This window comes from Bacillus sp. 5RYD7K (assembly GCF_059831465.1).
This window is the reverse complement of sequence record NZ_CP191200.1, coordinates 1,390,040-1,405,692: the sequence shown is the minus strand read 5'-3', so window position 1 is coordinate 1,405,692 and position 15,653 is coordinate 1,390,040. Positions and strand designations below refer to the sequence as shown.

Sequence of the window (15,653 nt, the reverse complement as noted above, 5' to 3'; positions counted from 1 at the left end):
CCTATAAGTATTCAAGATACATTTAATTGTACTTCTCTATCTCTCGCTGCTCTGCCAGCAACAAATTCACCATATCACTATAGCTATTCAAACCGTCTGTCTGATTATTTGCCTTCAGATATACGTCATTTACATTTCTTGAAATACTTGAAATAACACCCTCATACTTATCCCGGTACTGCTCATTTTGTTCTATATCATGCCGCACCGCTTTGGACAGACTGGACATTATATCAGACGCCTGATCTGGATCCACTTTCTTTAGCTCAGATATAGAATAATCAAATGCCAGAAATAAACCACTGTATAGTATCATTGGATCATCCTGCTGCTTACATGCCAGATAAGCTATAAAATTAGCCTCATCCTCATGCATGAAACCACTCTGATGTGCCAATTCATGCGCCATAGTAGCAGGCACCAAAAAAACTGGCACATTAACATTGATATTGGATTCATAAGTAAAAGGGACAAAAATACCATGTATCCCTGCATGCGACATTAGTTTTGACATCACCACTGGTTTTGGTGTTGAATATGAATGCTCCAAAACAGGATATTTCTTTGATAACATTTGCATCGAGAACACTGCGTGTTGTGCATAATAATCAAAAACCTCTGGTACATGAGCCAAAAGATCAGTATCCGCTAACTTTTCCCTTGCCAATTCCATTTCAACGGCAAGTGACTTACTCAATTTGACCAGTTCCTCCTTGCTGTAGTTCTCTTCTTTATATTCGGTATAAGACAAAAAAGAATATCTGTAATAGTTTATTCCACCCAAAATAGTATAACAAAAATATATCACGCTACAGATCGTAACGATTCCTAGAGCACCACGATAAACTACCATCCTACGTGCACCTTTACTCATGATGACCTTGCGCACATAATAAACGATATAAAATAGAAATAGTAACACAACCAACACTACGAGCCATTCACTAACAGAAAATGTGACCCAAGAAGGTACAAGTCCTACTGTTTTTGACAATAACGGATATACAGACCTACTGTATTTCTCCGCCCAATCCTGATGGTTCTGCGCGTATTTTGTCAGTATATAAGCTATAACTCCAAGTGAGATCAACGGCAATCTCTTAAGTAAAAGCTTTTTAATAATGTACTCCTCCTATCCAATAAATATCAGATGTACGCCATGTAACCTAGTCATATCATTTCTTTATTTCAACATACTTTTCCTCATAAAAATCATGCTTATTAGAAAAAACATATTGATTCATAAAATCTATAGGAAGCACTTCATAAGCCCAGTAGGTACCATTAGGTCTATTACTCGAAACAGCTTGTCGGGCGATTTCGGCAGCCACTGTACCCGTTAACTCTGAACTCGTTTCCATTTGTAAATTCAATCTGCACCTAACATTCTTTCCATCTTTCACTCCTGTAGCATCAATGACTAAAGCTATCCATTCCTCTTTAGGTTGCTCCTCTAAGCTAATGTCTAGTTTTTTCATTGCTTCTTCAACCGAAGACTCAAGTTGCATTTGATAAAATTGCATTGCCAAACGGAAAATATAATCATTTGCCGCTATATTGTACCAGTGAAGTTCTTGTACCGAACTAACTTCCAGAATATCAATGATCTCTTGACTTAAATACGGTTTCTTATAGACAGGAACATCCACTTCAGGTACAAATTCTTTCTGCATCATATTTATATTTTCCGTTTTAACACAATGATCACTCCAATAAGAGTCTGTTTTTCCAATTACACTATGGCCACTCATTAATATATCTGAGATAGAAGTTTTCGTATAATGTTCCGCACCACCAATATAACAATTCACATGCTTAGTTTCGTCTAATAAATGATTTATCACTCGTTTTAATAGCAGACCTGTAATTCCAGGACAAAAACCAGCTCCTATGTAATTTACACCGTTAGCTTTAAGCTCTAGCTTTTGCTCCTGATTCAATAATAAAGCATTGGAAGCATCAACATATTTTGCTCCTACTTTCATGGCTGCCTGAGCAACTCTATCTTTAATTACAAATTCAGGCCCTGCACAATTAATGACAACCGTACAATCAGTACAGAACGCAATCAAGTTCTCCCAGTCAGAAACATCCAGGAATTGGTAGTTAAAATTATTAAGGTTCATTAATGCTGTAGGTTCACGCCGCTGTCCGCCCTTAACAATAAAGTCTTTACATAAGTTCTTACAGATGACTTCACCGATCATTCCGCCACACCCAACAACTGCGATTTGCTCCATCCGTACGACACCCCTTTCATCTTATACAAGCATCAAAACTGTCCAAAAACTTATTTCATACAACCATTGAGATTTAAAATACAAGACTAGTTATACCTTTCTCTATTAAAAGATCATTATTATGTCTACTCAACATACTCAATGCATAAAATCTTTGTTTGGCTTCCATTAATTTATGATACGTGCCGTGTTCTTCAATTTTCCCATTATTCAATAAGACAATTTCATCATATCCACTAAGAATTGATTCATCCAGCCTATGAGTAATGGAAATTCTCGTAATGCCCTGCATTTCACTTAACATACACTCAAGGTCACTAGCTGTTTGATTGTCCAACGCTGAAGTCGCCTCGTCCATAAGTAATATAGGTGATTTTCTCAGGAGTGCTCTTGCTATAGAAATTCTCTGTTTTTCCCCACCTGAAAAATGGATTCCATTTTCTCCACATAATACATCAAAGCCGCCTCTGTCATGAATCAATTTCTGTAACATACTCTTCTTTATGACTTGCTCAAACTCATCTGTGTCACATTCACGAAACAATTTAATATTTTGTTCAATCGTATCATCAAAGATAAAACAGTCCTGATGAATAAAACTAACATTTTGGAAAATGGACTGATCACTTATTTTCTCAAGATCAACCCCGTCATACCTGATATTTCCTTCATACCCATCATAAAACCCAGTCAACATCTTTAATAAGGTTGTCTTTCCACTCCCACTTGTTCCTACAATGGCATAAGACTTTCCATATTCAAATTCAAAATTAATATCATCTAAAATTTTTTTCCCATCTACGCTTAACGAAAGCCCATTTAGAGAAATTTTATTACTGAATTTAGGGATATCAATTCTTTGAGTTTGATCCGTTTTTGCCTCTCCAATTTTATTGAAATTCATTAATAAAGCCCGACTGGCCTGCCTTTTGGTAAAACCGGTTATGAGTCTATTAATGGGAACTGTTACGCAATTTAACAATTGAATAAAAGCCATAATCTCTCCTACTGTAATTTCTCCTTTCATTAGCTGCTGAGTACCCACAATAAATATGACTACAGCAACAAGAAAAGTTGAAATATCAGTAAGTGACATAATGAGTGACAACAGATTTTCGTATACCATTTTTGCTTTTTCCTGCTTGTTCGCCTTTGCCTTTGCCCTTTCAAAAATCTCCTTTTCGATGTTAAAGCTCTTAACAACCTGATTTCCAGACAATATATCTTTAATGAAAGATACATAATTTTTATTTTGCTCAGCCACTTCACCTTGTGCTTTTTGCATACGATTATTAAATATACTCGAAACTGCAAGTGGAATGATACAAGTGAGTAATATACTCAATGCAAGGAATGAATTAATGATAAACATCGCAAGCACTCCACCTACAAGCATAGCTAGCTGAACAAATATTTCCACGGTCCCTTTTATATAATCGTTTTGAATTATCGTTATATCATTTGACAATCGTGATATGTAGGTTCCATTACTCTCCTTGTTGAAACTTCTCATATCTAACCGCAAAATATTTTCAACAAGGGTATTTTTCAGGTTTAACGTTGCCCTTTTTGTATATAAATTTTTAACAGCATACCCCACATACATTCCCACTGCACCTAAAGGCAATAAAATAACTGAAACAGTAGTCACCTTAATGATATTGTCAATATCTTTATTAATAGAATAATCAATAAACTTTTGTAGTATAAACGCCAGTGCAATAAACAGAATAGATGTCACGATACCAAGTAAGCAGGACAAAATAAATAAGCCTATATTCTTTTTGTATATGCTTTTTGAAATATTTTCGTTCATACTATAAGCCCTCTTCTTATTAATTTCATTTAGAGCATGTCTAATTTACACTCCAATTGTTTATTGCTGGACCATGTGCATATTTCAGATATTTTGGGTGGGACCGCCACGAGCATATGCACATGATCCGGTATCATATGTCCTTTTATGCCCCCTCCACCTGCATAGCAGGTGGCTTTACGGGGAAGATCCAACATTAAATATTCTTCATGACATCATTAATGAGCTCTTCTTCAATTGTAATGCCTGAAACACGTGCACTCAGAATATCGTTATGAGTGTAGAAGTGCATTCCAACTCCGAGGTCTTCACCATCTACAACCATTGTTTCTAAAGAAATCTCCTCTGATAATATGACATCTTTACTTGCATATTTATGAAGTATTCCTTGATAGTTAATAATTGGAACTAGATTTATCATGGTATCAACACCATACTTTTGCGATATGAGCAACAGCTTCTCTGTGATTGCACGTTTATCAACACTATTTTTACCTAATGCTAATAGAACTTGCGCTTGCGTTTTGGTATTAATATCAAATAACAAATAATCCAAATTTAAAGATAATCCCAACATTTCCTTATTTAGATCGTTTCTGTTATGTTCCATAATGGCAAATGGTATTCTAGGTAATTTTTCAAATAAATCACTGTACATAAGCCCTGATAAGAATTCCATTGCTGTTTCATTAGGATATTCGTTAAACTTTTGGATTTGTAAATCATTTAGTTTTATATCAATTTTTGTAACTATTTTAGGATCTCTTCGAGAGTTCAACCTAGATGCCTTCTTAGCAACTTCAAGATATCTTTCAATCTCCATCTCTTGCTCCCCAGAGATTTCTAAACTCTTAACTTGATTTTGAATTATTTTGCAATAATTTATATAAGAATACTCTTTTTGCGTGTTAAATCTGTTCGTTAAAGCTTCATAAATCTTTGTCTGTAACAAATCTTGCGAAAATCCGTCCCATACAAGATGATGAATTGCACTAAGTACCAAGCAATTATTCTCATCTATTTCACAAATCAAGAATCTAGATAATAGCTTGCCATCTGCTAAAAAATCTAATTCATTAACAATTTTTTGGAGATTTTCAACAGATAATAACCCTAAACTACCTTTTATAATTGGAATTTCCCAATCATCGGTAAATTCGTATTCTTCTAAATAACGCATGTTCTGATTGAGCTTTGTTCTTAATGCACCATGCATGGAAATTATGCTCTTTATTGCCAAATAAGCACTTCTCGCACTGCTTTCTATGCTTATTATGTTAGTGATAGCCTCAGTATCTTGACGTAAAAACACTTCCTGACCAGCTAGTAATTTGCAAGTTGAAAAACAACGTGCTTTAAGATAATTTTTTCCATAATGATTCAATTCCTTCTGGATGGCGATCCTCCAATCACTGTCACGGTTATCCTCAAACCAATTATTATCGGTACATGTTACATCCGCTGAAGTTCTTGCTACTTCCTTAATATTTTCGCAGACCAGCCTTGCTGTCTGTTGATTCATTAAATCAGCGACAGAAAGTTCATAGCCTTGTTGCCGCAACTTCGAAACCACCCTGATTGCTTTGATTGAGTCTCCTCCCAGCTCAAAGAAACTGTCTTCAATGCTGATTGGTGACACACCCAAAATTTCTTCATATACCTCGACTACTGCTTGCTCTTTTTTAGTTCTTGGTGGCATATATTCACGTCCCGCCAACACATCCGGCTCAGGCAATGCTCTCCTGTCCAGCTTCCCGTTCTGGTTCAGTGGCATTGTCTCAATCTGCATCATGAACGCCGGTATCATATACTCCGGCAGTTCTTTTCTCAGCCCATCCCAGATTTTAGAAATGTCCAGTTGCTGAGTTCCGTCTGTCGCTACTAGGTATGCGCATAAGCTCTTGCCACCTGTCGCTTCCAACGCAATGACTGCCGCATTTGATATACCCGGCTGATTCCTTAGAACGCTCTCGATCTCGGACAACTCGATCCGGTATCCTCGGATTTTAACCTGTTCATCTATTCTTCCCAGGTATTCGATCTCCCCGTTAGGCAGCCATCTCGCCAAATCTCCTGAGCGGTATAACTTCCCTTCGCCATATGGATTGTCGATAAACTTCTGCGCTGTTAATTCAGGCTGGTTTAGATATCCCTTGGCTACTCCGTCTCCGGCGATGCATAGCTCACCAGGAATGCCAATACCACATAACTCCATCTCATTCAGTATATAGAGCTGCATATTGGCAATGGGACGCCCGATTCCTACACTTAAACCCTTATCTTTTTCGCTGGAATAGATATAGTCACAGCATCCTACGGTAGTCTCCGTAGGGCCATATTCATTATGAATCTTGACGCTGTCTCCTAATAGCTTCTGCGTTTTCCATGCCGTATCTGTGGTTAACTCTTCTCCACCGACAATCAGCGTTTCTAAATTCGGTACATCTACGCCGTCTGCATAAGTTTCCAGCATTTTTAAATGGGACGGAGTAAGTTTAAGGAAAGTTACCCTGTTATCTTTGAATGCTGCACGTAACCTTTCCTCCGTGTCTCCTCCCTTTAATAGAAGAGATCCACCACTAATCAGCGGTAAGAACAAGGAAGTTACGGAGAGGTCGAAACTTAAGCTTGTAATCAGTACCGTCGTACAAGCTTCTTTCTGGTACTCTTTATCTGCATACGACAAGTAATGATCCAAATTGCCTCGTGTCACCGCCACGCCTTTGGGCTTTCCTGTCGTTCCTGATGTGTAAATCACATAGGCGATGTCGTCTTTTTCAACGGCACACGCTGGGTTTTCCGCATTCTCGCCCAGGTCTTCCAGATTCATAGAGATGAATGGGATTTCCGTTTCCAGAGTCGTCTCTCTTATTAATATGACCTTGGGTGCTGCATCGTTCAGGATATGCTCTATTCGTTCCTTCGGAGTCGCTGGATCAATCGGGACATAGGAAGCTCCACTCTTTAGCACGCCTAAAATGCCAATGATCGTTTCCGCTTCCAGTGAAGCCATGATGGCCACTCTATCATTGGGCTGGACACCTAACGAAATCAGTTCCCATGCCAATGCATTGGCCTTTCGGTTGACTTCTCCATAACGAAGTACTCCCGTTTCGTATTCGATTACCGTCTTCTCGGGTGTCTGTTCCGCATGTTTCTCGAATCGTTCTACTACCGTATTATTCTGTGCATACTCCGTATGGGTATCATTGAAAACCGTTAGTATTCGTTGTTGTTCTACCTCACTGACCATGTGTAGTTCAGACAATTTCATCTCAGGGTTAGCTGCCATTATTCTAAGCAAAGTCGACATCCGATCAAGAAGGCATCTTACCTCGTCTAGTGCATATTTCCCCGAATTATACATTACAGCAAGTTGTAAAGTTCCCTGTGTAAACGCAGTCATGGATATATCATAATTGACCTCCTCCCTTTCACTCTCCAGTTCTATATTAAATCCAGATATTCCGTCATATGCTGATTCGTCAACATAATAATTCTCGAATACAAACAGCGTTTGTATCAAACTGTTTCCAATCCTACCACCGCTCTGTATTTCTGTCAGTGAACTGTACTCGTATTTCATGCTCTCGATTGCCTGTGCCTGCATCCCCTTGAGTAGTTCGCTCACTGTTTGCCCATCCTTACTCGTTATACGGGAAGGAATTGTATTAATAAACAGCCCTACCGCTTGATCAATCCCTAGTAGATTGGCGTTCCTTCCCGAGACAACCTTACCAAAAACAACGTCTCTGCTTCCATTATATTTCTGTAACAACAGCCCCCATGCCGCCTCAACCACAGTACTTACCGTTACATTTAGTTGACTAGCCATTTTCTCTATCGCCTTTGTTGTTTCTCCCGACACCGCCAATTCCTCAAGTCGAGATTCTGCTTCTTGATTATTCTCGATTCTCAATGGTGGGACTGTTATCACGGAGTTGTAATCTTCCAGCAACCTGTTCCAATACATACAAGCTTCTTTTTTGTTTTGTCTCTCAAACCATCTGATATACTCGCTGTATGGTAAAATTTTCTCCTTTTCTGCTTCCAACAGCTTTTCCATCTGTACCCTGCTAGCACCACCGTTTATCAGCTCGTAATACTTGATAAAGTCCCGAAACAGTAGTGACGTACACCATCCATCCATAATGATGTGATGTTTTGTCCACAAAAGTGTACATTGGTTTTCCCCCATACGCAAAACTGTAAGCCGCAGTAAGCTATCTTCTGTTAAATCAAACCCGCGTGCGATATCCGCCTTCTTTAACACTTCTTTTTCTTCCAGACTATAAACATTGACTTCACGGAGTTCTATGGGCCGATCCCGTACGACTACCTGCAAAGGCCTTTCAGCCCTATCTGTCAATATTTTCGTCCGCAATACCTCATATTTTCTTGCTAGAATATCAAGACTGAACCGTATACTTTCCATATTAAGATTTTCCTGGATATTAAGTACTGTCTGCAGCACATAGCTTGTGGCACTTTTATCAACCAATTTATGAAATAGAATTCCTTCCTGTAGTGGCGTCATTCCGTATATTTTTTCAATTTCACCAGCCACCGCAAGTTCTTTCAATTCCCCATATGACATATCGGGTATTCCATAATCCGATGGTGTTTTTACCACACCTTGTTTTGATAAACTCGTCTCAACAACATCCTTAATCGCTCTTTCATAAGCCGACACAAATGCCTGAACATCTTCTTCTGCATACAGTCCCATATCATATGTCAAATCAAATCTTAATCGTCCATTCAAAATAGCTCCATTCAGAGACAGTCCTGTTTCTTCTAAATTTTTTTCAGATATATTTCGGCCTAATGGCATTTCCGACATTGATATACCTTCATAGCTATCAAGTTCGTTATCCAGTGCTCCGAGATAATTGAACATTATCTCTGCACGTATGCCAAGTATTTCCTTGTTACTCAGATATTTCAATACCCCATATCCAAGTCCGTGGTTTGGAACCTGACGTAAGGCTTCCTTTGTCTCAATGATTGTTTCTTCTACCGTTGCCCCTGTCTTCAAGACCACATAATATACACTCGTAAACCATCCAACCGTGCGGTCTATGGCTATCTCTTTATCTATTGCCTCTCTACCGTGCCCTTCCATTTCTATGGTTATCTGTTTTGTGTTTTTCCATCGATTTATAGCAACTGCCAGTGATGCCAATAGTAAGTCATTTATTTCTGTTCCGTATGTCTTCCCTGCTTCAAACAGCAACTTCCACGTCGTTTCAGAATTAATTTCCACTACTTCGGTTTTGTATCGACCGCTCGCTGTTCCAATGCTCAGTGCCTCGGTGTTCTCCGATTTTTTTGCTATATTCCCCCAATATTCAGCCTCATCCAAGAGTGCTTCACTCTCAGCATATTGCGTCAAAGCCTCTGCCCAGTCTTTGAACGAAGCAGTTTTCTTTGGCAATGTGATTTTCCCCGTTTCCTGCATCTGCCGATATCCGGTAAACAAATCTGCCAGTATAATCCTCCATGACACACCATCTATTACCAAATGGTGTACACAGATCAGTAAATGATCACTACTATCTGTATGGAACAACCCTATTTTCACCAGAGGGCCTTCCGCAAGATCTATGCTTGCTTGTATTTTGTCACTTGCACACTTTATCTCTTTCGCTACATCTTCTGTGTTGGTATAATCATCCTCGTACCAGTCGTACAACTTGCTTTTTTCTATCGGTAAGGTGATTTGACGCTGTCCGTGGTACACATTCCTCAACACATCATGATGTTTAACAACCTCAGCAATTGCCTCTTTCAAGTAAGGTATATAAAACCTTTCCTTACTTTTTAACATTAACGCTTGATTGAAATGACCTGAAACCGCATGATTCTTGCTGAAAAAATCACGTTGTATCGGAATTAATGGAATTTCCCCATTGACTTCTCCTTGTTCATATACTTGACTTCCTTTGCTCACCTTCATATTTTCACAAATCAGCCTTGTTGTCTGTTGATTCATTAAATCAGCAACAGAAAGTTCATAGCCTTGTTGCCGCAACTTTGAAACCACCCTAATTGCTTTGATTGAGTCTCCTCCCAGTTCAAAGAAGCTGTCTTCAATGCTGATGGGTGACACGCCCAGAATCTCTTCGTACCCCTCGACTACTGCTTGCTCTTTTTTAGTTCTTGGTGGCATATATTCCTGTCCTGCTAATGCATTTGGTTCTGGCAGTGCTTTTGCATCCAGCTTCCCATTTGGAGTCAGTGGCAAGGCATCAATCTGCATCATAAAGCCAGGTAACATATACTCAGGCAGTTTGTCTCTCAAATCATTTTTGATTTCAGACATATCCAGTTGCTGCTCTTGATTTGTCGGGATCAGGTAGGCACATATACTCTTGTCACCGCCTACTTCCAATGCAACAACGGCTACATCAGATATACCCGGCTGATTCCTTAGAACGCTCTCGATCTCGGACAACTCGATCCGATATCCTCGGATTTTAACCTGTTCATCTATTCTTCCCAGGTATTCCATCTCTCCGTTAGGCAGCCATCTCGCCAAATCTCCAGAGCGGTATAACTTCCCTTCGCCATATGGATTGTCGATAAACTTCTCCGCTGTTAATTCAGGCTGGTTTAGATAGCCTTTGGCTACTCCGTCTCCTGCGATGCATAGCTCACCAGGAACGCCTACACTACATAACTCCATCTCATTCAGTATATAGAGCTGCATATTGGCAATGGGATGTCCGATTCCTACACTTAAACCCTTATCTTTTTCGCTGGAATAGATATAGTCACAGCATCCTACGGTAGTCTCTGTAGGGCCATATTCGTTATGAATCTTGACCCTGTCTCCTAATAGCTTCTGCGTTTTCCACGCCGTATCTGTGGTGAACTCCTCTCCACCGACAATTAGCGCTTCTAAATTTGGGACATCTACGCCGTCTGCATAGGTTTCCAGCATTTTTAGATGGGAAGGGGTAAGTTTAAGGAAGGTTACCCTGTTATCTTTGAATGCTGCACGCAGCCTTTCCTCCGCGTCTCCTCCCTTTAATAGAAGAGATCCACCACTAATCAGCGGTAAGAACAAGGACGTTACGGAAAGGTCGAAACTTAAGCTTGTAATTAATACCGTCGTACAAGCTTCCTTCTGGTATTCTTGATCTGCATACGACAAGTAATGATCCAGATTGCCTCGTGTCACCGCCACGCCTTTGGGCTTTCCTGTCGTTCCTGATGTGTAAATCACATAGGCGATGTCGTCTTTTTCAACGGCACACGCTGGATTTGTCTCCTTCTCACCCAGATCTTCAAGATTCATCGAGATGAATGGGACTGCCGTTTCCAGAGTCTTCTCTCTTGTTAATATGACCTTGGGGGCTGCATCGTTCAGGATATGCTCTATTCGTTCCCTCGGAGTCGATGGATCAATCGGAACATAGGCGGCTCCACTCTTTAGCACGCCTAAAATGCCAATGATCGTTTCCGCTTCCAGGGAAGTCATGATAGCCACTCGATCATTGGGCTTAACACCTAACGAAATCAGTTCCCATGCCAATGCATTGGCCTTGCGGTTGACTTCTCCATAACGAAGTACGCCCGTTTCGTATTCGATTACCGTCTTCTCAGGTGTCTGTTCCGTATGTTTCTCGAATCGTTCCACTGCCGTATGATGCTGTGCATACTCCGTATGGGTATTATTGAAAACCGTTAGTATTCTTTGTTGCTCTACCTCACTGACCATGTGGAGTTCAGACAATTTCATTTCAGGGTTAGCAATCACCCTGTCCAGCAACACCTTAAAATGCTCCAGGATGACCTGTGCTGAAGTCTTGGTAAATAAATCACTGCAATATACCAGATCTAAAGCGTACCCCTCTTCATACGCTGTAGCTTGTAAATCCAAATCAAATTTGGCATCAATGAAAGGAATGCCCAGCATGTTTACCTGGGCTTCGCCCATCGCCAGATGGATTTCCTCGTTATTCTGCATGGTAAACATAACGTCAAACAGCGGATTGCGTGACAGATCACGGCGTACTTCTACTTCCTCTACCAATTCTTCAAATGGGTATTCTTGATTCTCATACGCATTCAATGCCAGCTCTTTGATCTCGCTTAAAAATTCTAAGAATGTTTTTTCAGCCCTTGGATACCCTCTCATTGCCAGCGTATTGACAAACATGCCTGCGATCGTCTCGGTATCCGGATGCACCCTGCCTGAGATGGGTGTTCCTACCACGATATCTTGTTGCCTGCTGTATTTATGCAGTTCTATCATAAATACAGCCAGTAAGGTCATGTAATCTGTCGTTCCATGTTGTTTATTTATATTTTGAATGCCAGCTTTCTGCTCTTGGCTAAGCTGAACCGACACTTGGGCTCCTTTGTAGCTTTGGATTTTGGGACGGGGATAGTCCGTCACCAAGTCCAAAACCGGTGCCTCTTCTTTAAATACTTCTTTCCAATAGTCCCTCTGACTCTCCAGGTTTCTGCCACGCATCCATTCACTATAATCCTTGTATTGGATTTCAAGTGGTTGTAATTCTTCACCGTTATACAATCGTGAGAAATCTTCGATTAATAGATTTAGCGTCTGATGATCGGAAATAATATGGTGCATATCAAATAGTAAAATATAGTTGTTCTGATTTCTTTCTTTGACTACTTTAAAACGCATGAGCGGTGCTGTTCCGATGTCAAACGGGCGTACAAATTGTTCCATGTCAGCGTCACTGTAGCTGTCGGTCTCTTCATATTCCACTTGGTAGAATACCTCGTCTGCAATGACTTGATATGCTCCTTCTTCTGTCATGACAAAACTTGTTCGCAGCGACTCATGACGCTTAATCAGACGATCTATGGCTTGTTGTATTTTTTCTAAATCAAGGTTACCCGTTACTTCTAGCGCTGACGCCATGTTATATGCAGTACTGTTGCCTTCCATCTGATCCAGAATAAACAATCGTTTCTGTGTAGAGGATGCTGGATAAGCTTCTCTCTGTTCTGCTTGTGGTATTGGACTATATTCGCCTTCTCCCGCGGCCTCAATCTTTCTCGACAACATGACAGGAGTTGGTGAACTAAATATATCTTTGACTGGCAAACGAATCCCTGTCTTCTTCTCGATGGCATTAATGGCTGCCGTCGCTTTTAACGAATGTCCTCCCAGTTCAAAGAAACTATCCTCTATGCCGACTGGAGATATTCCTAGAATTTCCTCAAATACATCTACGATTGCTTGCTCCGTCTTATTACTTGGTGGTACGTATTTCGAGCTTTCTAACATATCTGGCTCTGGCAGCCTAGTTTTATCCAGCTTCCCATTTTTGGTTAGTGGAAATTCATCGATCTGGATCATAAAGGCAGGAATCATATACTCTGTTACTTCTTCTCTTACCGCTTCTTTAATTTGGGGTATACTTAGTTCCTGCCCCTTTTCTGCAATGAGATATGCACAGAGAATATCATCATTTCCAACTTCTTTTACAATAACGACAGCATCTGCAATATTACTCTGCTTTCTTAATACACTTTCAATTTCACCTAACTCTATCCTGTAACCACGGACTTTCACTTGTTCATCTATACGGCCTAAATACTCTATATTTCCATCTGGCTTCCAACGTGCTAAATCTCCTGTACGGTACAGTTTTCCCTCACCGAAGGGATTTTGAATAAACTTCTTATCTGTCAATTCTGGCTGATTCAAATAACCTCTTGCTAAACCATCTCCTGCAATGCACAACTCGCCAGGTATTCCAATACCGCATAGCTCCATTTCATTTAGAAGATATACCTTTGTATTTGCAATCGGACGTCCAATGGTAATGGAAGTAGAGTCTGTATTCACTCTAAAACTAGTTGCATTTACAGTAGATTCTGTAGGACCATATGTGTTTAGCACTTCTACCTTTTTCGCCCATTCTTTTAAAGTTTCTAGACGACCTGCCTCTCCACCTGACTCCAGCAAACGAAGCGTCGGTAATGCGTCAACACACAACCCGTCTATTAACTTAGGTGTCAATGAAGCTGTTGTAACATTATTTCGATCGATATATTTTTGTAGTTGCTCCATATCATAGGTTAAATGTTTTGGTACAATGCATAATGCCGCACCATTGCATAGTGCAGGGAAGATATCTCCCACCGCTTGGTCAAAAGATACATTTGCAAATTGCAGCACCGTATCCTTGTCGTTCAGTGCAAATGTTTCCTTATATGTGACCCACATATTGACCACATTTCGATGTTCAATTAAAACTCCTTTAGGGTTTCCAGTTGTACCAGAAGTGTAGATACAATACACTAAATCATTAGACCTGTTAACATGCAAAAGATTGTCCGTTTCATTAGCATAATTATTCTCATCTTCTAAATCTAATACCGGAATCCCTACCTTCCCTGGCAGCTTATTCTTATACGTCAATACAATCTTTGGACTACTGTCCTCCAGCATATAGTGAATTCTATTATCTGGATATTCCGGATTGATGGGTACATAAGCTCCCCCTGCCTTGATGATTGCTAATATTCCTACAATCATTTCCATGCTACGCTCTGTAACTAGAGCCACCAAATCGTTTGGAACTACTCCTAAATCCCGAAGAGTACGCGCCAACTGATTTGCTCTCTCATTCAGCTCGGCATATGTCATCTTATTATCATCAAATTTAAGTGCAATATTTCCTGCTGTTTTCTCTACCTGATTCTCAAATAAGCTGACAGCTGTTTGTTCTCGAGAGTATTCTACATTCGTTGCATTGAAATCAACCAAGACCTTCTCTTGTTCTCTGAGATCAAGCATATGCAGATCTTTAAGCTTTTTGCCTGGATGTGTTATGGCTTCCTCAAGCAGCGTTACATAATGCCTTGCCATATATTCAATCGTTTCTTGTTTGAATAAATCTATGCAATACTCAAAATCAATTTCATACCCTTCTGACACACATTCAACCAGAACGGATAAGTCAAACTTTGAAACATTTCTTTTAATAAATGCACTTTTTCCGCCCAATAGGCCTTGCATTTCCGTCGGTTTTTTCTTTTCTTTTAATCCGAACATAAAATCAAATATCGGATTTCTTGAGAGATCTCTTTTCTTCTCTACGGCTTCAACTAAATCTTCAAATTGGTATTCTTGGTTATCATAAGCCTGCAGACACTTCTCCTTCACAGCTAATATCAAATGCTCAAAGGTCTCATCCGGACTAACTTCTCCCTTGATCACCAGAGTATTGACAAACATCCCCAACATACCCTTAGTATCTGCATGAACTCGGCCTGACACGGTAGTTCCTACAATAATATCCTTTTGGCGACTATATTTGGCTAATAATAAAATGAACACAGATAGGGTAACCATAAATTCAGTAGCACCATGCTTTAGGGCTAGATTTTTAACCCCTGAGCTTAATGGCTCTTTTACCTTTGCTACAACATTGGCTCCCCTGAAAGACTGGATTTGAGGACGGAGGAAATCCGTCTTCAAATCCACCCTGGCAATTTCACCAGCGAATTCCCTCCTCCAATATTCTTCCTGTTTTGAGATATCATAAAAATTCTGCCATACGCTGAAATCTTTATACTGGATTCGGTTAGAATTTTTATTCATA

At 39.9% G+C, this 15,653-nt stretch carries 4 protein-coding genes; all 4 read right to left on the bottom strand.

Annotated elements, in window-relative coordinates; all coding sequences use genetic code 11:
• Positions 1-22: 22 nt before the first annotated feature.
• Positions 23-1,090 (bottom strand): DUF3810 domain-containing protein, encoded by a 1,068-nt coding sequence (locus ACQE26_RS06935; protein ID WP_500471094.1) that lies wholly within the window; start codon positions 1,088-1,090, stop codon positions 23-25.
• An 85-nt stretch (positions 1,091-1,175) separates the two neighbouring features.
• Positions 1,176-2,240 carry a saccharopine dehydrogenase NADP-binding domain-containing protein gene (locus ACQE26_RS06930; protein ID WP_014418993.1) on the bottom strand — a complete coding sequence of 355 codons (1,065 nt, stop codon included), beginning with the start codon at positions 2,238-2,240 and terminating at the stop codon, positions 1,176-1,178.
• Between the two features lie 73 nt (positions 2,241-2,313).
• Positions 2,314-4,056 carry an ABC transporter ATP-binding protein gene (locus tag ACQE26_RS06925; RefSeq protein WP_500471092.1) on the bottom strand — a complete coding sequence of 581 codons (1,743 nt, stop codon included), beginning with the start codon at positions 4,054-4,056 and terminating at the stop codon, positions 2,314-2,316.
• Positions 4,057-4,252: 196 nt separating this feature from the next.
• Entirely contained in the window at positions 4,253-15,652 is an 11,400-nt protein-coding gene (locus ACQE26_RS06920) for an amino acid adenylation domain-containing protein (RefSeq protein WP_500471091.1), read from the bottom strand.
• Position 15,653 lies beyond the last annotated feature (1 nt).